The organism is Nocardia otitidiscaviarum, from assembly GCF_007362295.1.
Taxonomy (GTDB): domain Bacteria; phylum Actinomycetota; class Actinomycetes; order Mycobacteriales; family Mycobacteriaceae; genus Nocardia; species Nocardia otitidiscaviarum.
In genome coordinates, this window is the sequence record NZ_CP041695.1 from 3,476,298 (window position 1) to 3,499,921 (window position 23,624).

The window sequence follows — 23,624 nt, forward strand, 5'->3', positions numbered from 1 at the left end:
ATCGAGGCTCACCGATATGACAGCCCGCACAACGGGTTCGGTGCTCATAGTGACCGAGTCCGACGATCTCCATGGCGACGCCCTCGCCGTGACCCTGCGAAAGCATCACGGGCTCACCCCGATTCGGCTCGATATGCGCGACTTTCCGCGCGAGAACGGGACTTTCCGCCTGGCCCGTGACGGCACCGCCCGCAGTCTGTCCCATGTGCTCGGACTCGATGACGTGGTCTCGGTGTGGTGGCGTCGCCCGCACCCCTGCCTGGTGCCCGGCAGCGCACAGCACGGCGACGACGCGTACCGGCAGGCCGAATGCGACGGCTTCCTGCAGGGCATGCTCTGGTCCATACCGGCGCTGTGGGTGAACGATCCGGGGGCCGACCGCACCGCCACCCGCAAGATCGTGCAGTTGGAGACGGCCTATCGCGCCGGATTCGCCATTCCGGAAACCCTGATCACCAATGACGCCGAGGAGGCGCGCGCCTTCGTCGAGTCCCGCCCCGGCCCGGTGGTGTACAAGCGCACCGGCACCGGACGCGGCCCGTTCACCGAGACCCGCGTCGTCACACCGGGCGAGCTGACGCGGCTGCCCTCGATCCGCCACTCCCCCACCACGTTCCAGGACTACATCGTCGCCGCCTACGACCTGCGGGTGGTGTGGGTCGACGGGCTGGAGTGGGCGGTGCGCATCGACTCGCAATCCGGTGTGGGCCAGGTCGATTCGCGCCTGGACACCTCGGTCGCCTTCACCCCGGAACGCCTGCCCGCCGCGGTGAGCAAATCGCTGACCACCCTGATGGGCGCGCTGGGGCTCAGTTTCGGCGTGCTCGACCTGCGGGTGGGCCTCGACGGCGAGTTCTACTTCCTCGAGGTCAACCCGCAGGGCCAGTTCGCGTACCTGGAGATCAAGACCGGGCTCCCGATCTTCCGGAGCCTGGCCAATCTCCTGGTGTTCGGCGACGGCACCGTGCCCAACCACTGAGCGGCACACGCGACACCGTCGTGCGGCACCACTCGCCGTGGCGCCGCACGTCGCCGAAATCGCCTACTTGCTGGCGGATTTGGCGCTGGACTTGCGCCGGTTCGCCCCACCCCGGCTGCGGAGTTGCACATGCGACTCCACGAGCACATTGTGGATGAAACCGTACGACCGCCCGGTCTCCCGCGCCAGCGAGCGGATGCTCGCCCCAGCCTCGTACTGCTTCTTGAGCTGGGTTTGCAGGCGATCTCGCGACTTTCCGGTGACGCGCGTGCCTTTACCCAATCCGGCTTTACCCTGTGCGGGCCTGTCACTCATGGCTTCCTCCGAGTCGCCCTGCAGCCTCTTTCCAGGCTAGACACTCGGAGAGCTGTGATCAACGGATTCCTGTGATGAGAATCACGCCAGCTGAATGAGTTCCAGATAATCCTGCGACCAGTGGTCCTCGGTGCCGTCCGGAAGCATGATCACACGCTCGGGATTCAGCGCCTCGGCGGCGCCCGGGTCGTGGGTCACCAGCACCACCGCGCCCGCATAACTGCGCAGCGCGTCGAGCACCTGTTCGCGCGACACCGGGTCGAGGTTGTTGGTCGGCTCGTCGAGCAGCAGCACGTTGGCCGCCGAGGACACCAGACCCGCGAGCGCCAGTCGGGTCTTCTCACCGCCGGACAGCGTGCCCGCGGGCTGCTCCAGCTGCGGGCCGGAGAACATGAACGCGCCCAGCAGGCCGCGCAGGTCCTGTTCGCCCGCGTCGGGGGCGGCGTGCCGGATGTTCTCCCAGACGCTGGCCCGATCGTCCAGGGTGTCGTGCTCCTGGGCGAAATAGCCGACCTTCAAACCGTGCCCGGGTTCGAGCTCACCCGCGGTGGGGGTCTCCACGCCCGCGAGCAGCCGCAGCAGCGTGGTCTTACCCGCACCGTTGAGGCCGAGGATCACCACCCGGCTGCCGCGGTCGATGGCCAGGTCCACGCCGGTGAAGATCTCCAGTGAGCCATACAGTTTGGTGAGGTTCTTGGCCATGAGCGGCGTCTTGCCGCAGGCCGCGGGTTCGGGGAACTTGATCCGCGCCACCTTGTCGGCCACGCGCACCTCGTCCGCCTCCGCCAGCATGCGCTCGGCGCGCTTCAGCATGTTCTGCGCGGCAACGGCTTTGGTGGCCTTCGCGCCCATCTTCGCGGCCTGCTGCTTGAGCGCGGACGCCTTCTTCTCGGCATTGGCGCGTTCGCGGCGGCGGCGCTGCTCATCGGTGGCGCGGGCGTCGAGGTACTTCTTCCAGCCCATGTTGTAGATATCGGCCTCACCGCGCACGGCATCGAGGAACCACACCTTGTTCACCACATCGGCCAGCAGCTCCACATCGTGGGAGATGACGATGAGGCCGCCGTCGTGATTCTGCAGGAAGCCGCGCAGCCAGGTGATGGAGTCGGCGTCGAGGTGGTTGGTGGGCTCGTCGAGCAGCAGCGTGGTGTCGGATTTGCCGCCGGAGCCGTCCGAGGCGGCGAACAGGATGCGCGCCAACTCGATTCGCCGGCGCTGACCGCCGGAGAGGGTGCGCAGCGCCTGGGCCAGCACCCGGTCGGGCAGGCCCAGGCTGTGACAGATGCGCGCCGCCTCGCTCTCGGCGACATAGCCACCCAGGGCCGAGAAGCGCTCCTCCAGGCGACCGTACTTGCGGATGGCCTTCTCCCGCTCGCCGTCGTCGACCACCTCGGCCATGAGCGCCTGCTGCTTCTCCATATCGCGCAGCAGCTTGTCCAGACCGCGCGCCGACAGCACCCGGTCCTTGGCCAGCACGTCGAGATCGCCCTCGCGCGGATCCTGCGGCAGATAGCCGATATCGCCGGAGCGAATCACCTTGCCCGCGTAGGGTTCCCCCTCGCCCGCGAGAATCCGCAGGGTGGTGGTCTTGCCCGCGCCGTTGCGCCCGACGAGACCGATCCGGTCACCGGCCTGCACCCGCAGCGCCGACCCGGGTGCGGTCAGCAGGGTGCGGACTCCGGCCCGGACCTCCAGATCGGTCGCGGTGATCACACAGGTCTCCTCGGTACGCGGCGGATGGCAAACGTGTCGATTGTGCGTCCCCTCGACACACAAGAACCACCGATTTTACCGCCGACACCCCGGTTGGGCCGAATCGAGCGTATCGCCCGCAACCGGACGCCCGGGCCGCTCACCTGCGCGATCCGCGCGCGAGGACCGCCGCCCACGGCCCCCGGCGTCCGACAGTGACACATCTCACCGCCATGATCGCGTTCCGGTGCTGCCGCGCCCGGCCCGACCGGCGTCGAATTCGCCGCACTTTCGCCCGGTCGCTACGGGCACGGTGTGGTTAGCTGATCATGTGCTGTAAGTCGGACAAATAACCCGCCCGCATGAACTCAGGAGGTCCGATCATGCCCACCCGTGATTCCGCGTGGCCGCAGGGCACACCGTGCTGGGTCGACTGCTCGGTGGACGACCCGGCCGCCGCCCGCGAGTTCTATTCGCGCCTGCTGGGGTGGGAGGTGCTCGACAGCCCGCCCGAGGCGGGCGGATACCTGATGGCGACGCTGAACGGACGCGCCGCGGCCGGAATCGGTCCGAAGATGGGCGACGGGCCCATGCCGTCTGTGTGGACCACCTACTTCGCCGCCGACGACGTGGACGCCGTCGCGGCGGCGGTCAGCGCGGCGGGCGGCACCGTGTACGCGCCGCCGTTCGACGTGATGGATGTGGGGCGCATGTGCGTGGCCGCGGACACCGACGGCGCCGTCTTCGGGGTCTGGCAGGCCAAGGCGCACACTGGGGCCGAGATCTGCAACGAACCGGGCGCGTACTGCTGGAACGAGCTGCACACCAACCGGTTCGCGCAGGCGAAGCAGTTCTACCTGAGCGTCTTCGGATGGTCGTACCACACCGTGAGCGATACCGACCGGTTCCGCTACGCCACCTTCTCCACCCCGGGTTCCGCCGCCGAGGTGGGCGGCCTCATGGACTCCACCACCATGCCCGGCGAGACGCCGTCCTACTGGCTGACCTGGTTCCAGACCGCCGATGCCGACACCAGCCTCGCCACGGCGCGCGAACTGGGCGCGAACGTGCTGATGGGCCCGGAGGACAGTGCGTTCGGGCGCATGGGCATCGTTCAGGGGCGGCAGGGTGAGGTGTTCGGACTCATCGACACCACGCGCACGGTCGGCGACGCCCCGACCAACTGATTCCGGCCCCGGAGCACCGGGCCGCGAACGACCCGGTGCCCGATCGGCACCTCGGCCCGACCGTCCGCACCTCGGCGCGACCGATCCACCGTCCGCGCGGTGCTGGACGGCCCGTGGTGATCCACCCGTTTCGGACGGTTTGCCGATCGGTCGCCGACACTTGCGATCAAACAACAACCGGACCACCCGGTTCTTGGTATCTTCTGCCCGGAGCGCCGCCGTCCACCGGGCTTGGAGCTCGGGGCGTGGATATCGCGGCGCTGTCGCGCGATCTGGAGGAGTCAGTCCGAACGTTCCGAACAAGGAGTGTGCGCCTTGTCTTTTCGAACTACCCGATCGTCCTCGACAGCGTGGGGCCTGGCCGCGGCCGCCGTGCTGGCCGCGTCCGCGGCGCTGTACACCGCGGACGCGCCACCGGCCGCCGCCGCGCCGAACGCCTGCCCCGACCTCAATGTGATCGCCGTGCCCGGCACCTGGGAGACATCCCGGGAGGACCCGGGCCAGGGCATGCTGGCCCAGGTCACCCAGGGCTTGCCGGGCAATGTGCGCACCGACTACGTGACCTATCCGGCCACCGCCCTGCCGTGGGAGGGCGCGGTCTACGGGCGGTCCAAGAAGGAGGCCGTCGACACCGCGCGCGGTCTGCTCTCCGCCACCGCGGCCCGTTGCGACGCAACGCGTTTCGCGCTCATCGGCTACAGCCAGGGCGCCGATGCGGCCGGTGATCTGGCCGCCGAGATCGGCACCGGATTCGGTGTGGTGCCGCCGGACCGGATCGCGGCGGTCGGCCTGATGTCGGATCCGCGCCGCTCCCCCGCCGACGCGCTGGTGGGCCCGCCGGTGCCCGGCGCGGGTGCGGGCGGGGCGCGTGTCGGCGGCTTCGGCTGGCTGTCGGACAAGGTGCGCACCTTCTGCGCGGAGGGTGATCTGTACTGTTCGGTGCCCAATGACGACCTCGCCGGGCGCTTCGCGGGCTTCGCCACCCAGCTGTCCGCGCCGGATCCGCTGCAGGTCGGCAATTACGCCTACACGCTGCAATCGATTCTGGCCGAGGCGCTCATTCCGGGCGGCACCGCCATTCTGGCCGCTCCGGCCGAGGATCCGGCCGGTGAGCAGTGGGTGCGCCAGGTGCAGGAATTCCTGGTCTCCGGTGTGCACCAGTCCTATCCGCGCTATGTGGTGGACGGGAGCGGTGCGACCGCCACGCACTGGCTGCACAACTGGCTGGCCGACGTGGCCGTGGCCGACTGAGCGGTCACCCCGCGGCGGCGGATGTGCGCGCCCGCAGACGGTCGTAGCCGAGGGTGGTCGCGACGCCCAGCCCGACCGCGATCGCGACGCCGAGCGTGCACATCCCCACCGCGCGCGTCAGGCCCGCGTCGGCGCGGGCGTCGAAGTACAGGATCGAACGGATGCCGAGATAGACCTGGTGCATCGGCTCGAATCGCGACAGCACCCCGTATGCCGGCGGCGTGGCCTCGATGGGCACGATGCCGCCGGACGACGGCAGCCCCAGGGCCAGGAACAGCAGCATATTGATGGGCATGCCGAGGGTGTTGAGCACCGGCAGCCGCAGTGCCGTCGCGGCGGTGGCGACCATCGTCAGAATGGTCATGGCGGTCATGCCGATGGCGAGTGCGGCGTAGGCGCTGAACAGGTAGAGCGCCGCGCGGTGGTCCATCGGCATGCCCAGGGCCGCGGCGATGAGCTGGTAGACACCGGCCATCACCACCGCCACCACGGCCGCGAGCCCCCACTTGTAGAGCAGCACCCGCCAGCGCGAGGTCCCGGTGTCGTGCGCTACGGCCGCGTCCACGCCGCCATTGATGAGCAGGCTGCCGGTGAATCCGGCGAAGACCACCAGCAGCGTGTAGTAGAAGGCCGAGATGCCATTGGCGCTGCCCGCGGGCAGCGGATGGAATTCGACGACCGACACCCGGATCGGTTCGGCGAGGGTGATCCGGGCGGCATCGGTCAGCGGCACCCCGTTCGCCCGCGCCCGGTTCAGCACGTCCGCGCCGAGTTCACGGTTGGCCCGCTCCAGCACCGGATGCACGAGCCGCGCCGCCAACGAGACCGCCGTGGCACCGGTGCGCGGATTGGTCCGGATCTCGACCACCGGCGCCGCGCCCACGCCGGTGGGCTGTTCGAGGGCGGACATCCGGGTGCTGAAGTCGGCGGGAATCACGATGGCGGCGTACGCCTTTCCCGCCGACAGCACCGATTCCGCGGTCGCGGCGTCGGTCGCCCGGAGGCTGACCTGATCCCCCCGCAGCCCGGCGGTCACCGTATCGGCCACGGCGGCGCCGTACTCGCCCCGATCCTCGTTCACCAGCAGCAGCGGGAAGTCGTGCAGATTGCGCTGCGGATCGAGAATGCTGGCCAGATACGACAGCGCCAGCAGACTCAGCAACCCCATCGCGACCAGCAGTGGAACCGCCCAGAGCTGGTGTTCTCGGCGGGGTGGGACCGGTTTCGGCGCGTCGGTCGGCACTCATCCGACGCTAGCAGCACACCTGGAGCGAACGTTCGTGGTGGGTGGTCAGTCGCCGGTCAGGGCGGCGTAGGCGGTGGCGTCCAGCAGCGCACCGGTGGATTCGACCCGCACCCGGAACAGCCAGCCCGCACCGTACGGGTCGGAGTTGACCGTATCCGGATCGTCGACGACCGCGGCATTGATCTCCACCACCTCGCCCGTCACCGGCGAGTACAGGTCGCTGACGGATTTGGTGGACTCGATCTCACCGCAGACCTCCCCCTGCGCGACGCGGTCGCCGACGGCGGGCAGTTGCACGAAGACCACGTCACCGAGCGACGAGGCGGCGAAGTCGGTGACGCCCACGGTGGCGGTGCCGTCGACGACATGCAGCCACTCATGCTCTTCGGTGTAGCTCAGATGTTCGGGAAAACCCATGATGGACGACCTCTTTCAGGAGCGGGAGTAGAAGGGCAGGGCGGTGGTCTCGACCGGTTCGCGACGGCCGCGCACGTCGATGGTCAAGGCGGTGCCGGGGGCCGCGTGGTCGCTGTCCACCATGGCCATGGCGATGGGCACGCCCAGGGTGGGAGAAAGCGCACCGCTGGTGACCACGCCGACCGCTCGGTCGTCGGCGTAGATCTCGTAGCCGTGGCGTCCGGCGCGGCGGCCGGATCCGATGAGCCCCACCAGCGTTCGGCCGCCGCCCGCCTGCTCGCGGGCGGCCAGGGCGGTGCGCCCGACGAAAGTGCCCGGCTTGTCGAACTTCACGACCCGGCCGAGGCCGACCTCGAACGGCGTCACACCGACATGGAGTTCATTGCCGTACAACGGCATTCCCGCCTCCAACCGCAGGGTGTCGCGGCAGGCCAGACCCGCGGGCAGCAGGCCGTGCGCTGCCCCGGCCGCGCTCAGCGCCCGCCAGACGTCGGCGGCCCGCTCGGGCGCGCAGTACACCTCGAAACCGTCCTCACCGGTGTAGCCGGTGCGTGCCAGCAGCACATCGACTCCGGCGATCCGGGCGGGCATGCCGGCGTAGTACTTCAGCGGACTCGGATCGACATCGGTCACGGCGCCGACGATCGCCGCCGAGCGCGGCCCCTGCACCGCGATGAGGGCGTAGTCGGTCGAACGGTTCGCCACCTCGGCGGCGAAGCCGTGCGCCCGATCACGCAGCAGGATGTAGACGATCTCGGCATTGGCGGCATTGGCGACCACCAGGAACCGCTGCTCGGCCAGCCGGTACACCACCAGATCGTCGAGGACGCCACCGTTGTCGTGGCAGAGCATGGTGTAGCGGGCGCGACCGACCGGCACCGCCGACAGCCGCCCGACCAGTGCGAAGTCCAGCATGCGCGCGGCCTCCGGCCCGGACACCTCGATCTCGCCCATATGCGAGAGGTCGAAGATCCCGGCGGCCTCCCGCACCGCGCGGTGCTCGGCGAGTTCGCTGCCGTAGCGCACGGGCATGCGCCATCCGGCGAAGTCGATGAAGACGGCGCCGTGCTCGGCGTGGACGGCTTCCAAGGGTGACGACGTGCGGGTGGGCACGCCGTCGCGAGCGACAGTCATGGGAGGTCCTCGAGTCGACCGGGACGCAACCCGGTGTCCGGAACTCCCCCTCTGTCATGGGACCTGAGAGCTTCACCGCCGCAGGCGGTTTGCACCGTGGGTGAGGCGCTCGGTGCGCCTGCTTTCCAGAGTGGCCTGGTCGATGCGGTACCTGTACCTGAGAGATTCCGGGGAGTTTGCTCCTTCGGCGCCCCGCTGCCGGGGACTCTCCCGCTACGACTCGTCGCGGCCCGATATGCGGTTGTGGCGGTCAGCATAGGCGAAGACCGCGCGCGAGGCATCCTTCGCCCCGCGCGCGGTCGCCGATCCCGGTGGGTGCGGCGGTCTTGGCGTCGGGTCACGCGGCACCGCGCCGGGTCGGTTCACTTCCGCGGTGCCGCCGCCCGCAGGAAGAACATGAGGTTGGCGGGCCGCTCGGCCAGGCGCCGCACGAAGTAGGCGTACCACTGGTCGCCGAAGGGCACGTACACCCGCAGCCGCTGTCCCAGTCCCGTCAGCCGGGCCTGTTCGTCCGCGCGCACGCCGTAGAGCATCTGGTATTCGAAGTCGTCGGTGCCTCGCCGCGCGGTGGTGGCCAACAGCCCGGCCGACCCGATCAGGGCCGGATCGTGGGTGGCGACCATGGGATACCCCTTGCCCGCCATGAGGATGCGCAGGCAGCGCAGGTAGGCCGCGTCCACGTCGCGGCGGCCGCGGTGGGCGACGGTCGCGGGTTCGTCGTAGGCGCCCTTGCACAGCCGGATGCGCGCGCCCGCGTCGGCGAACTCCTCGCAGTCGGCCTCGGTGCGGCGCAGATACGCCTGGAGCACCGTACCCACCGTGTCCGGGTGGTCGCGGCGCAGTTCGCGCACGATGGCCAGGGTGGAATCGGTGGTGGTGTGGTCCTCGGCGTCGAAGGTCACCCAGATGTCCCGCGCGGCGGCGGCCTCGACAATCGTGCGGGCGTGGGCGAGGGCGGTGTCCTGCCCGGTACCGGGCAGCGACCGGCCGAGGGCCGACAGCTTGACCGACACCTCGAGTGGCCGCGGACGGTCGTCCGGCGTATCGGACCCGAGTTCCGACAGGGCGCGCAGCAGCGTCTCGTATTCACGCACCACCTGCCGGGCCTGTTCGGGGCGGGTGATGTCCTCGCCGAGATAGTCGACGGTGACCGAGCGGTGCTGCTGCCGCAGTGCCCGCACCACCGCCAGCACGGCGGCGGTGGTGTCGCCCGCGACGAAGCGGTCGACGAGGCCACGGGTCACCGGCATGCGGGTGACGGCCCGCTCGAGGCGCGCCGAACGCGCGGCGGTCAGCAGCGCCGGTCGCAGCGGATTGCGCGACATGCTCATCGTCCCTCCTCGGATTCCGTTCGCTGGTGCGGATATTCGTGCGATCGGGCGGGGACGAACGTCTCTTTGATCGAGCGCGGCGAGGTCCAGCGCAGCAGGTTCAGCGGCGATCCGGCCTTGTCGTTGGTGCCCGACGCGCGTGCGCCGCCGAACGGCTGCTGCCCCACCACCGCACCGGTGGGCTTGTCGTTGACGTAGAAGTTCCCGGCCGCGAAACGCAACGCCGCGCCGGCCTTGTCGATGGCGTGGCGGTCCTGGGCGAGGATCGCCCCGGTGAGCGCGTACCCGCTGCCGGAGTCGACCATCCGCAGTACCTCGTCGAAGGCGTCGGCGCGGCCGTCGTCGTAGACGTGCAGGGCGAGAATCGGTCCGAAGTACTCGGTGGCGAAGGCCGCGTCGGTGGGATCGTCACCGAGCAGCAGGGTCGGCGCGATGAAGTAGCCGACGCTGTCGTCGTAGGTGCCGCCCGCCGCGATGGTCAGTCCGGCGGTGGCCTTGGCCCGCTCGATGGCGGCGGCATTGCGGTCGAAGGCACGGCGATCGATCACGGCCCCACCGAAATTCGTGAAGTCCGTGATATCGCCGTAGGTCAGCGAACCGATCCGGCCGATCAGCTCGTCACCCATGCGTGCCCACAGCGAACGGGGGACGAAGGCGCGCGAGGCGGCCGAGCACTTCTGCCCCTGGTATTCGTACGCGCCGCGGATCAGCGCGGTGATCAGGGCCTCCGGGTCGGCGGAGGGATGGGCGAGCACGAAATCCTTGCCGCCGGTCTCGCCGACCAGTCTCGGGTAGCCGTGGTAGCGCTCGATGCGGCTGCCGACCTCGCGCCACAGGTGCTGGAAGGTGCTGGTGGAGCCGGTGAAGTGGATGCCGGCGAGCCGTGGATCGTGCAGCGTCACCTCGGAGACCTCGGGGCCGTACCCGTGCACGAGATTGATCACGCCCGGCGGCAGTCCGGCGGCCTCGAGCAGGCGCATGGTGTGGTAGGCGGCCACGGCCTGGGTGACGGAGGGCTTCCACACCACGGTGTTGCCCATGAGCGCGGGGGCGGTCGGCAGATTGCCCGCGATGGCCGTGAAGTTGAACGGCGTCACGGCGTAGACGAACCCTTCCAGGGGGCGGTGGTCCATCCGGTTCCACACCCCCGGCGCGGAATCGGGCTGCTCCGCCAGGATCTGTCGCGCGAAGTGCACATTGAACCGCCAGAAGTCCACCAGTTCGCAGGGTGCGTCGATCTCGGCCTGGTATGCGGTCTTGGATTGACCCAACATGGTTGCGGCGGCGATGGTTTCGCGCCAGGGACCGGCCAGCAGGTCGGCGGCGCGCAGGAAGACCGCCGCGCGTTCGTCGAAGGGCAGTTCCCGCCACGCGGGTGCGGCGGTCGTGGCCGCCTCGACGGCGGCCCGCGCATCGGCCGCGTTCGCCGTGGTCAGCGTACCGAGTACGGCGGCGTGCCGATGGGGTTGCACCACATCGACGCGCTCTCCGCCTCCGGTCCGATGCACGCCGTCGATGACGTGCCGAATATCGGTGGGCTCGGCCGACAGTGTGTCGAGCGCCGTGCGCAGGCGGGCCCGTTCGGGGCTGCTCGGCGCGTACTGATTGACCGGTTCGTTGGTCGGTGCGGGCACCGTGGTGATCGCGTCCATGTCGAGCAATAAACCCGAAAACCGCCCCCCTGTGATTGGCCGATCGGATGAAATGAGACAGAGGATTTCGTTCGATGCGATGACGAGGATGAGCATGCGACTATCGCTGGATGGCAGCCGTGCGTAGTTCCATTCCCTTGGCCGAGCTGCTGTCCGCGCTGACCGATGCCGTCGCCGAACTCGTGGACGCCCCCGCGGGCACCGCGGTCGGCATCGGTTCGGTCGCCTTCCTGGATACCGGCGATTTGACCGCCGAACCCCCACCCGCCCGTGCGCTGCCGCACCTGTTTCTCCAGGTCAGCGTGAGCATCGAGGACGCCGTCCGCTGGCTCGAGCTGCTCGCCGACGGCTGCCCCGCCGAGCTGCGGCCGCGCGCGGTCTTCATCAAGGACGCCGACACCCTGCCCGATGTGCGCGCCGCCGCCCGCGCGGCCGGTGTGGCACTGGTCAGCGTCAACCCGCAGGCGCGCTGGGAGATGGTGCATGCGCTGGTCAACCGCATCATTCGCGCGGGCGGCACGCCCCATTCGGCCGGTGCGCCCGGCGCGCTGACGCCCGACACCGATCTCTTCGGGCTCGCGCAGACGGTCGCGGAATCAACGGGTGGACTGGTCTCGATCGAGGACGAGCAGTCCCGGGTGCTGGCCTATTCCGCCGACAGCACCGATGACGCCGACCCGGTGCGGCGACTCTCGGTCCTCGGCAGGCAGGGGCCGCCGGGCTACCTGCGCTGGTTGCAGCGCACGCACGTCTTCGAACGGCTGCACAGTTCCGGCGACGTGGTGGAGGTGCCGGCCAACGGCGAGTGGGAGACCCGGGGCCGCCTGGCCATCGGTATCCGCGCCCACGGACGTCCGGGCGATCGACCGGAGCCGCTGGGCACCATCTGGGTGCAGGAGGCCGCCGAGGCGCTGCCCGCCGACTGCGCCGACGTCCTGCGCGGGGCGGCCGCCATCGCGGCCCGGGTGCTGTGGCGGGCCCGGCACGCGCCCAGCACGGACACCCTGCTCATCCAGCGGCTCTTCGGCGAGCACGGCGGCGATGTCGACATCCCCTCCGTGGCGGCTACTTTCGGCATCGCCGCCGAGGGCAGCGGCGCGGTGGTCGGCTTCGGCTGCGCCGATCGCGCCCGCCCCGACGACGCCGCCATCCGCCGCGCCGCCGTCACCCTGCGTCTACATGCCAGCAGCTTCCGACAGGACTGCATCACCACGGTGATCGACAGCCGCCCCTATGTGCTGTTCCCCGAACACCATTCGATCGACAGCGTCGAGTCGTGGACCCGCCAGATCATCCTGCGCCTGGAGGAGCAATCGGGCTCGCCCCTGCGCGCCGCCATCAGCGCCCCCGTCGCCGGACTCGCCGACGTCGCCCGCGCCCGTGCCGAGGTGGACCGCGTTCTCGACCGCACCGCCGCCCTCCCCCACACCGAACAGGTGACCACCCTCGCCCGCTCCCGCACCACCGTCCTCCTCGGCGAAATCCTCACCCTCATAACGAATAATCCGCAACTGCGCGACCCGCGCCTGGACACCGTCATCGACTACGACACCCGCTATTCCGCCGAACTACGCGACAGCGTCGAACAGTATCTCCGCTGCCACGGTGATGTACGCACCGCGGCACGCCTGCTGCGAATCCACCCGAACACCCTGCGCTACCGCCTACGCCGAGCCGCACATATCCTCCACATGGATCTCGACGATCCGGCGGACCGACTCCTGTTGGAACTCCAACTCGCCGCCGACAGCGAGAAACGCGGAGAGACACGATGAGGACTGTCTGAAGAAGTGCTGGTCAAATTGAAGTCCACGTTCGCCGGCGGCGGCACCGCGCTCGGGGCCGCGATGCTGGGAATTGTGGGCGGCGTCTGCTGGGCACTCGCCGCGGGAAGTGCGGCGGAAGGCGCTGCCATGTACGACGCGGCAAACACGTCGCCGAGTTCCATCGACACGGTCCGCGAACTACGGCAGGCGACCTACATGTGCGGGGGCTTGGCCGTCGCATACCTGGCGGGCGCGATTCTGCTGTTCGCCCGCACTCGACTGGGTCGAGCGGTCCTCATCGTCAGCTCCGTGGTCGGGATCGTCCATATCAGCGTCACGGCGATCGGCGAGTACTACCTGATGGCACTTGCGGTATACGGCGTTCCGTCGCTACTCGCGGTGTTTCTGGCCGCCATGAGATCAACCGGGCGCTGGATCGCCGCACAGCCGTCCGGTCACTCCCGCGAACGCATGATCCGACGGTGAGCCGTTTCAGGAGGAGGCCACCGCAGCGGGCGATTCCGCATTCGTCCGTCCGGTCAGCTCCACCGACCGGATACGATCTTCGATCTCCGTGGCGTGGTGGGCGAGGATGAGTTCGTCGGCCTGGATGTCGGCGGCGAATTCCTCCAGGTACGACTGCACCTCGGCAGGGGTGCCGACGGCGGTGTACCGGGTCATGGCCGCGAGGTGGCGGCCGTTCGGGGAGGTGAGAAAGGCGTCGATCTCGGCGTCGGTGAAGTCGTGGCCGGCGGCGCCGCGTTTGATCATCGCGCGGGTGCGGGCGCGGTAGGCGATGGTCTTCTGCTCGACCGCCGCGTCGTGGTCCTCGGCCGCGAAGACGTTCACCCCGGCCATGACGTACGGTTCGGGCTGCTGCTCGGAGGGGCGGAAGGTGTCGCGGTAGACGGTGACCGCCTGATGCAGGGCGTCGGGGGCGAAATGGGAGGCGAACGCGTAGGGCAGGCCCAAGTGGGCGGCCAATTGGGCGCCGAAAAGGGAGGAGCCCAGGATGTAGAGGGGGACAATGCCTTCGGCGCGGGGAACCGCCTGGACGCCGGGGATGCGGGAGTCGCCGCTCAGGTAGCCCTGGAGTTCCAGCACGTCCTGGGGGAAGGAATCCGCGGAGGAGTGGTCGCGGCGCAGGGCGCGCATGGTGGTCTGGTCACTGCCGGGCGCCCGGCCCAGTCCGAGATCGATCCGGCCCGGGTAGAGGGTTTCCAGGGTGCCGAACTGTTCGGCGATCACCAGCGGCGAATGGTTCGGCAGCATGATGCCACCCGCGCCGACCCGAATGGTCTCGGTCTTGGACGCCACATGGCCGATGAGCACACTGGTCGCGCTGGAGGCGATGGACTTCATATTGTGGTGCTCGGCGTACCAGACCCGGCGATACCCGCTGCGTTCGGCGGCCCTGGCCAGGGCGACGCTGTTGTCGAAGCTGTCGCGGGCCGACTGGCCGCGCGCGATGGTCGCGAGATCGAGGATCGACAGTGCGAAGGGCATAGGAGGGGCAACGCCGCGAGGGACCCGCGATATTTCGCCGCCCGCTGTGACCTGGCGATCAGTCCGGCGGGTGGACGCGCGGGCCGATGACGGCGAGGGCGGTGTCCACCGCCACGTCGATGACGCCGGTGACCGGCTCCCCTGCCTCGATGGTGGTGGCGATCAGCTCCCGGAAACCGCCGTAGAGGATGGTGGCCATCTGCCGGGTGGGCGGATGCAGGTCGGCGGCCTGGAATTCCGGTGAGGCGGTGAGGTTCTGGATGAGGGTGATGAAGGCTTCGGCCTCGATCTGATGCTGTCGGTGCGCGCCCTCGCCGAGTGCGGGCGACTCCCGGATCCAGACCAGGCTGATGGCCAGGTCCTCCTCGGTGGCGTCGATCCAGGCTCGCACGGCCTGCCGGATCTGCACCCGCCACGGGGCGGCGACGTCCACGGCCGCGTAGATCCGCGCGATGGTGCGCTGGTTCCACTCCTCGAGGACCGCGATGAAGCAGTCCTCCTTACCGGTGAAGTGCTCGTAGAAGGTGCGTCGCGAGGTGCGGGCGCAGCGCACCACATCGGCGACCGTGGTGTCCTTGTAGCCCCGTTCGCGCACCGACTCCACCATGCCGTCGAGGAGGCGACGCCGGAATCCGGATTCCGGCGTCGCCGCGCTGACATTCGAGGTGGCAGGCTCGGCACGGGTCACGAGGCTCAGCGTAGTTGTTTGCCGCGGATCGCCGATCGGGCGAACCGCATGGTGCCGTCCTCGATGCGACCGTGCCGGAGGGTGAGCACGTCCTGGGCGTAGTTCATGCCGAGCCGCCAGGGCGCCCGCGATCCGGCTTTCGGGAAGCGGTCCAGCGCCCGCAGCACGTATCCGGCCTGGAAGTCGAGCAGCGGCCGGGCCGCGACGCCACCATCGGGCTCCGGAACACAGTGGTCGTAACCGTGGGCGTCCATGTGCCGGAGCACGCGGCAGACGAATTCGCCGACCAGATCCGCCTTGAGCGTCCAGGACGCGTTGGTGTAGCCGATGGTGAAGGCGAAGTTCGGGAATCCGGCGAGCATCATGCCCTTGTAGGCCATGGTGTCCGCGAGCGCGGCGGGTCGCCCGTCGATCTCGAAGTCGATCCCGCCGAGGGCGAGCAGGTCCAGACCGGTGGCGGTCACCACGATATCGGCCTCCAGTTCGGTACCCGATGCCAGCCGCAATCCGCGCTCGGTGAAGCGTTCGATGCGGTCGGTGACCACCTGCGCGGTCCCGGATCGGATGGCGCGGAACAGGTCCGCGTCGGGCACCAGGCACAGCCGCTGGTCCCAGGGCCCGTAGCTCGGGTTGAAGTGGATGTCCACGGCGTAGTCCGCGGGCAGCTGCGCGACATTCTGTTTGCGGATGAATCCGCGCATCAGATCCGGCCGCCGCCGGCTCAACTGGTAGATGAGCGTGCCGACGGCCACGTTCTTCCACCGCGTGACGGTGTAGGCGCGGCGCGGCCCGAGCAGCGAGCGCAACCGGTTGGCCAGGGCGTCCTCGGTGGGCACGGACATGATGTAGGTCGGCGAGCGTTGCAGCATGGTGACCCGCGCGGCCGTTTTCGCCAGCGCCGGAACGAGTGTCACGGCGGTGGCGCCGCTGCCGATCACCACCACCCGCCGGCCGGTGCAGTCCAGATCCTCGGGCCAGTGCTGCGGATGTACGGTGCGACCGCGGAATTCGTCCATGCCCTCGAATTCCGGGGTGTAGCCGCGGTCGTAACGGTAGTAGCCGCCGCACACGTACAGGAACCCGCAGGTGAGGGTCACCATGGTCCCGGCGTGTTCGGCGCGCACCGTCCACCGCGCCTCGTCGCTGCACCAGGAGGCACCGATCACCCTGTGCCCGTAGCGGATTCGCCGGTCGATCCCGGCCTCGGCCGCCGTGTCGCGCACGTACCGCAGGATGGACGGGCCGTCGGCGATGGCGGCGGCCTCGGTCCACGGCCGGAACCGATACCCGAGGGTGTGCATATCCGAATCCGAGCGCACGCCGGGGTACCGGAACAGATCCCAGGTGCCACCGATCGCGTCGCGCGCCTCCAGAACGGTGTAGCTCCGGTTCGGGAACGCGTGCTGAATGTGATGCGCCGCACCGATTCCCGACAGTCCGGCACCGACGATGAGGACATCGACGTGTTCGCTCATACGCTGTCCCCCCGGTGTCCCCGCGCCCGCAGCCGCCGCTCCAGCACGGCGATGACGTCATCGGCGGCGGCCACCGATCGCGCATTCATGCCGTGACCTCGGAGTTCGGCGCCGGTTCGGGCAGTTCCACCACACGTTCACGCTCCGGTCGCAGGCGCCTGCGCACCACGGCGCGACCCTTCTTCGCGGGCACCAGTGCCACGCCGCGGAAGTGCGGGCGTTCGTCGGGAGCGGCGGTGGTCTCGAGGGTGAAGTCGCGCAGCAGCGTGCGCAGCACGATATTCAGTTCCAGGCTGGCGAAGGACGCGCCGATGCAGCGGCGCGCTCCGCCGCCGAAGGGAATCCAGGTCCAGGTATTGGGCCGCACGCCGAGGAACCTGTCCGGATCGAAGGTGCGGGCGTTGGGGAACAGTTCCTCGTTGTCGTGCACCAGGCGGATATTGACCAGTACCTTCTGACCGCGCGGCAGTGTCCAGCGCCCGAGCTGGAACGATTCGGTGCGGATCTGGCGCGGCGTCGCGTCGATCACCGGCCGTACCCGCTGCACCTCCACCAGGGTGGCCTCGCGCAGTTCCGAACCACCCGCGTCGGCCTCCTCGACCAGCCGGCGCAGGATGTCGGGATGGCGCCGCAGTCGCTCGACCGTCCACGCCAGGGTGGTGGCGGTGGTCTCATGTCCCGCGGTGAGCAGGGTCAGCAGTTCGTCGGCGATATCGCCGCGGCTCATGGCCGAGCCGTCGTCGTAGCGGGTCTGCACCAGCATGGCGAGTACGTCGTTGCGGTCCGACAGCTCGGGATCGCGGGTGGCGCGGTCGATGAGCCGGCCGACGATATCGTCGTAGGCGCGCCGGTGCGCGGCGAAGCGGGCCCACGGGCCGTAGTTCCCCAGGAAGCCGCGCGGTATCGGCAACGCCGCCAGCGCCGAGCCGACCAGCACCAATTTCGGTAGCAGGGAACGCAATTCGTCGAATTCGGAGCCCTCCGCACCGAAGACCGCACGCAGGATCACATTCAGCGTGATCCGCATCATCGAATCCATGGTGGCGAATTCGACCCCTTCGGGCCAGTTCGCCATCTCGCGGACGGCCTCGTCCTCGATGAGCTGCTCGTAGACGGCAAGACGCCGCCCGTGGAAGGGCGGCGTCAGGAGTTTGCGCTGTTTCCGGTGCTCCTCGCCCTCGAGCGAGAAGAGCGAGCCCGGCCCGAGCACCTGGCCGAGATTGACGTCGACGGTGTCCACCTGATCCGTGCTCGCGGTGAACAGCGCCTTCACCTCCGCCGGATCCGACAGCACCACCGTCGATCCGAAGCGTGGCATCTGGACCGTGAAAGCCGAACCGTATCGCCGATGCCAGCGCCGCCAGGCGCGCGTGCGGCCGCCGAGTATCTGTATCCCGTGGACGAATCCGGGCGTGGACGGCCCGGAAGGCAGTGTCGGAGTGGACATACGCCACCTCTCCCCGTGGTACTCCCATGTACCACTCGCACGGTACGCTTACGTACCAGCTGTGGCAAGGGTCACTCCGGGGAGCGGCGGGCGAGCGAGATCAGCAGGTGGTCGGCACCGGATCGCCGCGGAATCGGGCCTCCACGTAATCCCACGCCTCCGGGAATCCGGCGACGGCGGTGGTCAGGTGCTCGGCGATGTCGTACGGGCGGAACACCAGCGGCACCCCGGCCGCGCAGTAGCGCTCGGCGACCTCGGCCACCGGACCGAAATGCGTCATGGTGTCGAACCGGCCCTGCCAGAAGAAGGTCGGCACGGTGGGAATCCCGTCGTGGTAGCGCAGGCTGTTCTCGCGCAGCACCGCATGCGCCTCGGGGCTGTTCATCATGTCCTTGGACGCGGCGAGCTGTTCGGCATTGCGGGAGACGCCGTGGAAGAGCAGGAAACGACGGCAGGCGTCCTTGGTGAAATCCCGGAACCACAGGCCGTTCTCATTGAGCTGATCCGAAACCGGCAGGCGCTTCGGGTATTCACGCTCCAGTCCCATGGCGGCCGCGAAGGCCAGGCCGAATCCGGGATGCGGGTCGAATCCCAGGGCGAGGGCCATCTCCCGCAGATCGGCCGGAATCCCGCCCGCGACGACCGCGGCCAGCTGCAGATCCGGGGCGTAGGTGGGTTGCAGTGCGCCCGCCCACGCCGTGGCCATCCCGCCGCCGGAGTATCCGGCCAGCACCACCGGCACCGAACCGAGGCCGAGTTCGGTGGCCTGCCGGACGGCCTTGACGCTGTCGAGGGTCACCATGCCGCCGAGTTTCGCCGCGCCGTAGGCGACATGCGGCCCCAGGTAGTCGGGTAGGGAGATGGCCCAGCCGCGCCCGATCGGCAGCATCGCGCCCACCGCGTCCTGGAGTTCACCGTTGAACAGCGACCGCGACGGATTGCACTGCGCGCCCAGGGAATTGATCAGGGCCTGGTAGGAGACCAGCGGCGGATTCGCCACTCCGCGCGGCAGCAGGACCGTGGTGACGCCCATGATGGGGTCGCCACCGGAGTTGGTGGAACGGAAGGCCACCTGCCACATGTCGGTACCGACGTAGGGCCCGGAGTCGATGCGCCGGATCCGCACCACGTCACCGGGCTGCTTGTCGGCCAGGTCGTCGGGAGCGTGGTAGAAGGGGTCCGGGTCGGGCGTCGGGTACAGCGGCGAGGCACCGGAGGGCGAGGCCAACGCGCCGATCGACAGGACAGTCATCACCAAGATCATCAGCTTGGTCGCGGCTCTGATCACGGGCGAAAACTACTTCCAATTGGGCGTTTTGCCCAAATCACCGGGCAAATTTTCGTCGAGAATACAAAAGACCGAGGTCAGCACTATCGGATGTCACAGCGCCCGAGGCCCGTTCGGGGACCGGCGAATCCGGTCCCCGGCATCCTCGCTACGCCGAGGAGGGTTCGACCGGCGCCGCCAGCCCCGCCAACCGGTGCGGCGCGAGCAGTTCGGCCACGGCCTCCGGGGACAGCAGGCCGAGTTCGGTCGCGATATCGCCCACATACCGCCCGGTCATCAATGCCTGCTTGGCGATGGCGGCGCTGGCGGCGTAGCCGATACGGGGTGCCAGCGCGGTGACGATGCCGACCGAGCGGCGCACCCCGGTCTCCAGATGGTCGCGATTGGCGGTGATTCCGGGAACGCACCTGGTGGCCAACGCGTCCGCCGCCGCGATGAGGTGGGTGGTCGTCTTCAGCAGGCTGTAGGCGATGATCGGCTCGAAGGCGTTGAGCTGCAACTGCCCGGCCTCGGCGGCCATGGTGACGGTCAGGTCATTACCGATGGCCTCGAAGGCGATCTGATTGACCAACTCCGGAATGACCGGATTCACCTTGCCCGGCATGATCGACGACCCGGCCTGCCGGGCGGGCAGCCGAATCTCCCCGAAACCGGTGGCCGGCCCGGAGGACATCAACCGCAGGTCGTTGCAGGTCTTGGACAGTTTCACCGCGACCCGCTTCAGAATTCCGGACACCTGCACGAACGCCCCCGCGTCCTGGGTGGCCTCGATGAGGTTCTCCGCGGGTGTCACCGTCTCCCCGGTGATCTCACTCAGGTGCGCGCAGACCAGCGCGGAGTACCGCGGATGGCCGTTGATCCCGGTCCCGATGGCGGTGCCGCCGAGATTGCTCTCGCACAGCAGCGCCCGGCCCTCGTCGAGCCGCTGGCAGTCCTCGCGCACCATGACCGCGAAGGTGGCGAACTCCTGGCCGAGGGTCATGGGGACCGCGTCCTGGAGCTGGGTGCGGCCCATCTTGATGACGTCGGCGAACTCCACCGATTTGGCGTCGAAGGCGTCGGCGAGCCCGGCCAGCGCCGCCGAGAGCTTCCGAATGTGCTGCACCACGGCCAGATTCACCGCGGTCGGGTAGACGTCGTTGGTGGACTGCCCGAGGTTCACATGGTCCAGCGGGTCGAGTTCGGCGTAGTGGCCGCGCTCGAAACCGAGGATCTCCAGCGCCCGATTGGCGATGACCTCGTTGGCGTTCATATTCGTGGAGGTGCCCGCACCGCCCTGGATGGGGTCGATGGGGAACTGGTCGTGCAGCCGACCGTCGCGGATCTCCGCGCAGGCCCGGTCGATGGCGTCGGCGCGGCGCGCGTCGAGCACGCCCAACTCCCGATTGGCCCGGCAGGCGGCCTGTTTGACGGCTGCGAGGGAGCCGATGAGCGCCGGATAGTTGCCGATGGCGTCGCCGGTGACGGTGAAGTTCTCCAGGGCGCGCGCGGTGTGCACGCCCCAGTAGGCGTCCCGCGGCACCGACAGGGAGCCGAGGGAGTCGCTGTCGATACGGGTGTCGTCGGTCATGGTTCGCTCCAGATCCTCTCAGTGCGCGGCATAGGCGTGGTGCAAGCTCGAATCGCGCGCCGCCGGAGGCGGATTCGAGAGTTCGCCGAGCAGATTGGTCTCCATGGCGTGCCGCAGCCGCGCACCGCAGAACCCGCTGTCCACCAGATGGGACAGTTTGGCCAGTGCGGCCTCCCGGGACATGTCGCCACCGCTGATCACGCCCGCGTCCAGCAGTGCGCGTCCGGGCTGATAGCGAGCGAGATCCACACCCCCGCTGTCGCATTGGGTGATGACCACGACCGGCGTTCCGCGCAGGATGGCGCGGCGCAGCGAATCCATCATGTCCGTGCCGTGTAGTGGCGCGGTGCCGGAGCCGTAGCACTCCAGCACCAGGCCGCCGCGATAGTGATCGACGGCGGCGTCGAGCAGGGCGGCGTGCAGACCGGGGAATACCGTCAGCAGGCCGACCGGCCCGCGCGCCTCCCGCGGTCGCGACGCCTCGGGCAGGACGGCGGGTACCGGGGGCGGCGTCAGCGCCCGGATGGTGGTGAAGCCCTCGTAGTCCTCGACGGCGCGCTTGGAGGCCCGCACCGCCGGGTGCAGGCCCGCACCGAAGGCCAGGTAGGTGCCCGGATCGGTGCGCGCCACAATCGATTTCAGCGCCAGGCGCAGATTGTCGCGGGCATCGCTGCCGGGCTGTCCGAGCGGGATCTGCGCACCGGTCAACAGGATCGGGATCGCGCAGCCGCGCAGTTCGAACGCGATCCGCGCTCCGACGTAGGCCATGGTGTCGGTGCCGTGGATGACGATGACGCCCTTGGGCCGTCCCGAGGCGATCCCGGCGCGCACGCGTTCGGCGATGCGGCGGCCGGTGCCCGCGTCGGCCTGCGCGCTGTCGATGACCGGGTCGAGTTCGCTGTACCGGTAGCCCACCGACAGCCCCGCCGCGGCTTCGAATTCGGCGACGATCTCGGCGATGTCGGCCCCGATGCCCGCCCGGGGGCGCATACCCGCCCCCTGGTCGACCATGCCGAAGGTGCCGCCGGTGTAGAGGATGTCGATCACGGCCGCTCCACCGGTGCCAGCACGTCGTGGTCGAGCCGATCGCGCACGCGGTACCAGCCCACCACCATGGCGACGGCCACGGCCAGGAAGGCGACCACGGTGATGCGCCCGATCTCTTCGTCGAAGATCATGAGCACCACCACTCCCACCAGGAAGGCCAGTGTCGCGATATTGAGGACGGGGGCCAGCGGCAGGCGGAAGTCGGGCCGGGTGTAGTCGCCGCGTTCGGCGCGGCGCACGAAGATCCAGTGACAGATCATGATCGACGCCCAGGTGCCGACGATGCCGAGCCCGGCCAGGTTCAGCACGATCTCGAACGCCTTGTGCGGCATCACGAGGTTGAGCACCACCCCGGCGATCCCCACCGCGCTGGTGATGAGGATGCCGCCGTAGGGCACCCCCTGCCGGTTCATGCGCGCGGCGAACCTCGGTGCGGTACCGGCCACGGCCATGGATCGCAGGGTGCGTCCGGTCGCGTAGAGGCCCGCGTTCAGGCTGGACATGGCGGCGGTGAGCACCACCAGGTTCATGACGTCCCCGGCGTGCGGGATGCCGACCTTGCTCATGACCGTGACGAACGGGCTCTCGCTGGCCGAGTAGGCCGTCCACGGCAGCAGCAGCGTGAACAGGATGACCGATCCGGCGTAGAACAGGATGATCCGCCACATGATGGAGTTCACCGCGCGCGGCACCACGCCCCGCGGATCATCGGATTCGCCCGCCGCCACGCCGATCATCTCGGTACCGCCGAAGGCGAACACCACGCCCAGGGCGATGGTGAGCATGGGGGCCAGCCCCTGTGGGAAGAGTCCGCCGTTGTCGGTGATGGTGGCGATGCCCGGCACGTTGCCGTCGATCGGGGTGCCGGTGACGATGAGCCCGACCGACACCAGCATGAAGATGACGATGGTGCCGACCTTGATCAGCGCGAACCAGAATTCCATCTCGCCGAACAGGCGCACCGACACGACATTCAGCGCGACCACCACGGCCAGGGCGATGAGTGCCAGCACCCACTGCGGAATCGAGGTGAACATGGACCAGAAGTGGGCGTAGAGCGCCACGGCGGTGATATCGGCGACCAGCGTGGTCGACCAGTTCAGGAAGTACAGCCAGCCCACGGTGTAGGCCCCGCGTTCGCCCATGAACTCGCGAGCGTAGGAGACGAAGGCTCCGGAGGAGGGCCGGTACATGACCAGTTCGCCGAGTGCGCGCACCACCATGAAGGTGAACAGGCCGCACACGATGTAGACGATGGCCAGCGACGGTCCGGCCAGGGCCATCCGGCCGCTGGCGCCGAGGAACAGGCCGGTGCCGATGGAGCCGCCGATGGCGATCATCTGCATATGCCGCTTGCGCAGCTGTTTCTGATAGCCGACATCGCCGATATCGAGCGTGGGCGCGGTCGTGGGCGCGGGCGCGGTGGCCGTGCGTGCCGACGGTTCGTCGTGCATGGAAACCTTCCTCGGGCGGACCCAGCCTGTGCGGCGACCGGCGAGCGGAACATGCCAAGCTGTCAGGCTGTAAGACAGGCTGACAGTAATGGCGGTCACATCGCGCTGTCAATGTCGGCTGTCCATGTCGGCGACACTCGCCGTTCACGTTTTGACCCTCCCCGGCCCGGTACCCATAC

20 protein-coding genes and 2 riboswitches are annotated in these 23,624 nt (G+C 69.1%); of the genes, 5 read left to right on the forward strand and 15 right to left on the reverse strand.

Features of this window, described 5'->3' with window-relative positions:
* Nucleotides 1–16 precede the first annotated feature (16 nt).
* Nucleotides 17–979: an MvdC/MvdD family ATP grasp protein gene (locus tag FOH10_RS15340; RefSeq protein ID WP_143981223.1), complete on the forward strand. Its 963-nt coding sequence runs from the start codon at nucleotides 17–19 to the stop codon at nucleotides 977–979.
* Between the two features lie 63 nt (nucleotides 980–1,042).
* On the opposite strand, the gene FOH10_RS15345 is transcribed toward FOH10_RS15340, so the two are convergent.
* Together FOH10_RS15345 and FOH10_RS15350 are read right to left on the reverse strand one after the other, a co-directional pair.
* Entirely contained in the window at nucleotides 1,043–1,294 is a 252-nt protein-coding gene (locus FOH10_RS15345) for a helix-turn-helix domain-containing protein (protein ID WP_039813075.1), read from the reverse strand.
* 81 nt (nucleotides 1,295–1,375) lie between these two features.
* Nucleotides 1,376–3,007 carry an ABC-F family ATP-binding cassette domain-containing protein gene (locus FOH10_RS15350; protein ID WP_039813078.1) on the reverse strand — a complete coding sequence of 544 codons (1,632 nt, stop codon included), beginning with the start codon at nucleotides 3,005–3,007 and terminating at the stop codon, nucleotides 1,376–1,378.
* A 362-nt stretch (nucleotides 3,008–3,369) separates the two neighbouring features.
* Between FOH10_RS15350 and FOH10_RS15355 the strand changes: the two genes are divergently transcribed.
* Complete coding sequence (locus FOH10_RS15355; RefSeq protein WP_143981224.1) at nucleotides 3,370–4,173, forward strand: VOC family protein; 804 nt, start codon at nucleotides 3,370–3,372, stop codon at nucleotides 4,171–4,173.
* A gap of 315 nt (nucleotides 4,174–4,488) precedes the next feature.
* A complete protein-coding gene (locus FOH10_RS15360; protein ID WP_244961995.1) occupies nucleotides 4,489–5,424 on the forward strand; it encodes a cutinase family protein in 936 nt (311 codons plus the stop codon).
* Between the two features lie 4 nt (nucleotides 5,425–5,428).
* Here FOH10_RS15360 and FOH10_RS15365 read toward each other — a convergent pair whose 3' ends face one another.
* The 5 genes from FOH10_RS15365 to pruA all read right to left on the reverse strand — a co-directional run bounded on the left by FOH10_RS15365 (nucleotide 5,429) and on the right by pruA (nucleotide 11,204).
* Nucleotides 5,429–6,667, reverse strand: a complete 1,239-nt coding sequence (locus tag FOH10_RS15365; RefSeq protein WP_143981225.1) for a YhgE/Pip domain-containing protein — start codon at nucleotides 6,665–6,667, stop codon at nucleotides 5,429–5,431.
* Nucleotides 6,668–6,715: 48 nt separating this feature from the next.
* Nucleotides 6,716–7,090, reverse strand: a complete 375-nt coding sequence (gene gcvH, locus FOH10_RS15370) for a glycine cleavage system protein GcvH (RefSeq protein ID WP_085996403.1) — start codon at nucleotides 7,088–7,090, stop codon at nucleotides 6,716–6,718.
* A gap of 12 nt (nucleotides 7,091–7,102) precedes the next feature.
* Entirely contained in the window at nucleotides 7,103–8,221 is a 1,119-nt protein-coding gene (gene gcvT / locus FOH10_RS15375; protein WP_143981226.1) for a glycine cleavage system aminomethyltransferase GcvT, read from the reverse strand.
* Nucleotides 8,222–8,262: 41 nt separating this feature from the next.
* Nucleotides 8,263–8,356: riboswitch (glycine riboswitch) on the reverse strand.
* A riboswitch (glycine riboswitch) is annotated at nucleotides 8,357–8,444 on the reverse strand. It lies immediately after the preceding riboswitch.
* A 139-nt stretch (nucleotides 8,445–8,583) separates the two neighbouring features.
* Nucleotides 8,584–9,552 carry a proline dehydrogenase family protein gene (locus tag FOH10_RS15380; RefSeq protein WP_143981227.1) on the reverse strand — a complete coding sequence of 323 codons (969 nt, stop codon included), beginning with the start codon at nucleotides 9,550–9,552 and terminating at the stop codon, nucleotides 8,584–8,586.
* A complete protein-coding gene (gene pruA, locus FOH10_RS15385; RefSeq protein ID WP_143981228.1) occupies nucleotides 9,549–11,204 on the reverse strand; it encodes an L-glutamate gamma-semialdehyde dehydrogenase in 1,656 nt (551 codons plus the stop codon). Before pruA ends, FOH10_RS15380 begins: the two co-directional genes overlap by 4 nt.
* A 110-nt stretch (nucleotides 11,205–11,314) precedes the next feature.
* Between pruA and FOH10_RS15390 the strand changes: the two genes are divergently transcribed.
* Together FOH10_RS15390 and FOH10_RS15395 are read left to right on the forward strand one after the other, a co-directional pair.
* A complete protein-coding gene (locus FOH10_RS15390) occupies nucleotides 11,315–12,979 on the forward strand; it encodes a PucR family transcriptional regulator (RefSeq protein ID WP_143981229.1) in 1,665 nt (554 codons plus the stop codon).
* Nucleotides 12,980–12,994: 15 nt separating this feature from the next.
* Complete coding sequence (locus FOH10_RS15395; RefSeq protein WP_143981230.1) at nucleotides 12,995–13,456, forward strand: hypothetical protein; 462 nt, start codon at nucleotides 12,995–12,997, stop codon at nucleotides 13,454–13,456.
* 6 nt (nucleotides 13,457–13,462) lie between these two features.
* Here the strand turns inward: FOH10_RS15395 and FOH10_RS15400 are convergent, their stop codons facing one another.
* The 8 genes from FOH10_RS15400 to FOH10_RS15435 form a co-directional block, all read right to left on the reverse strand.
* On the reverse strand, nucleotides 13,463–14,476 hold the full coding sequence (locus tag FOH10_RS15400; RefSeq protein ID WP_143981231.1) for an LLM class flavin-dependent oxidoreductase: 1,014 nt from the start codon (nucleotides 14,474–14,476) through the stop codon (nucleotides 13,463–13,465).
* A gap of 58 nt (nucleotides 14,477–14,534) precedes the next feature.
* The gene (locus FOH10_RS15405; RefSeq protein ID WP_244961996.1) at nucleotides 14,535–15,164 is read right to left on the reverse strand and encodes a TetR/AcrR family transcriptional regulator; all 630 of its coding nucleotides are present in this window, start codon (nucleotides 15,162–15,164) and stop codon (nucleotides 14,535–14,537) included.
* 5 nt (nucleotides 15,165–15,169) lie between these two features.
* Nucleotides 15,170–16,639, reverse strand: coding sequence for a flavin-containing monooxygenase (locus tag FOH10_RS15410; RefSeq protein WP_143981232.1), 1,470 nt, complete (start codon nucleotides 16,637–16,639; stop codon nucleotides 15,170–15,172).
* Nucleotides 16,640–16,724: 85 nt separating this feature from the next.
* A complete protein-coding gene (locus FOH10_RS15415; RefSeq protein ID WP_143981233.1) occupies nucleotides 16,725–18,086 on the reverse strand; it encodes a cytochrome P450 in 1,362 nt (453 codons plus the stop codon).
* Nucleotides 18,087–18,186: 100 nt separating this feature from the next.
* Nucleotides 18,187–19,338, reverse strand: coding sequence for a lipase family protein (locus FOH10_RS15420; protein ID WP_425326145.1), 1,152 nt, complete (start codon nucleotides 19,336–19,338; stop codon nucleotides 18,187–18,189).
* Nucleotides 19,339–19,522: 184 nt separating this feature from the next.
* A complete protein-coding gene (locus tag FOH10_RS15425; RefSeq protein WP_143981234.1) occupies nucleotides 19,523–20,944 on the reverse strand; it encodes an aspartate ammonia-lyase in 1,422 nt (473 codons plus the stop codon).
* Nucleotides 20,945–20,962: 18 nt separating this feature from the next.
* Complete coding sequence (locus tag FOH10_RS15430; protein WP_143981235.1) at nucleotides 20,963–21,991, reverse strand: asparaginase domain-containing protein; 1,029 nt, start codon at nucleotides 21,989–21,991, stop codon at nucleotides 20,963–20,965.
* Nucleotides 21,988–23,445, reverse strand: a complete 1,458-nt coding sequence (locus tag FOH10_RS15435; protein WP_143981236.1) for an amino acid permease — start codon at nucleotides 23,443–23,445, stop codon at nucleotides 21,988–21,990. The genes FOH10_RS15430 and FOH10_RS15435 overlap by 4 nt, the downstream gene beginning before the upstream one ends.
* Between the last annotated feature and the right edge of the window lie 179 nt (nucleotides 23,446–23,624).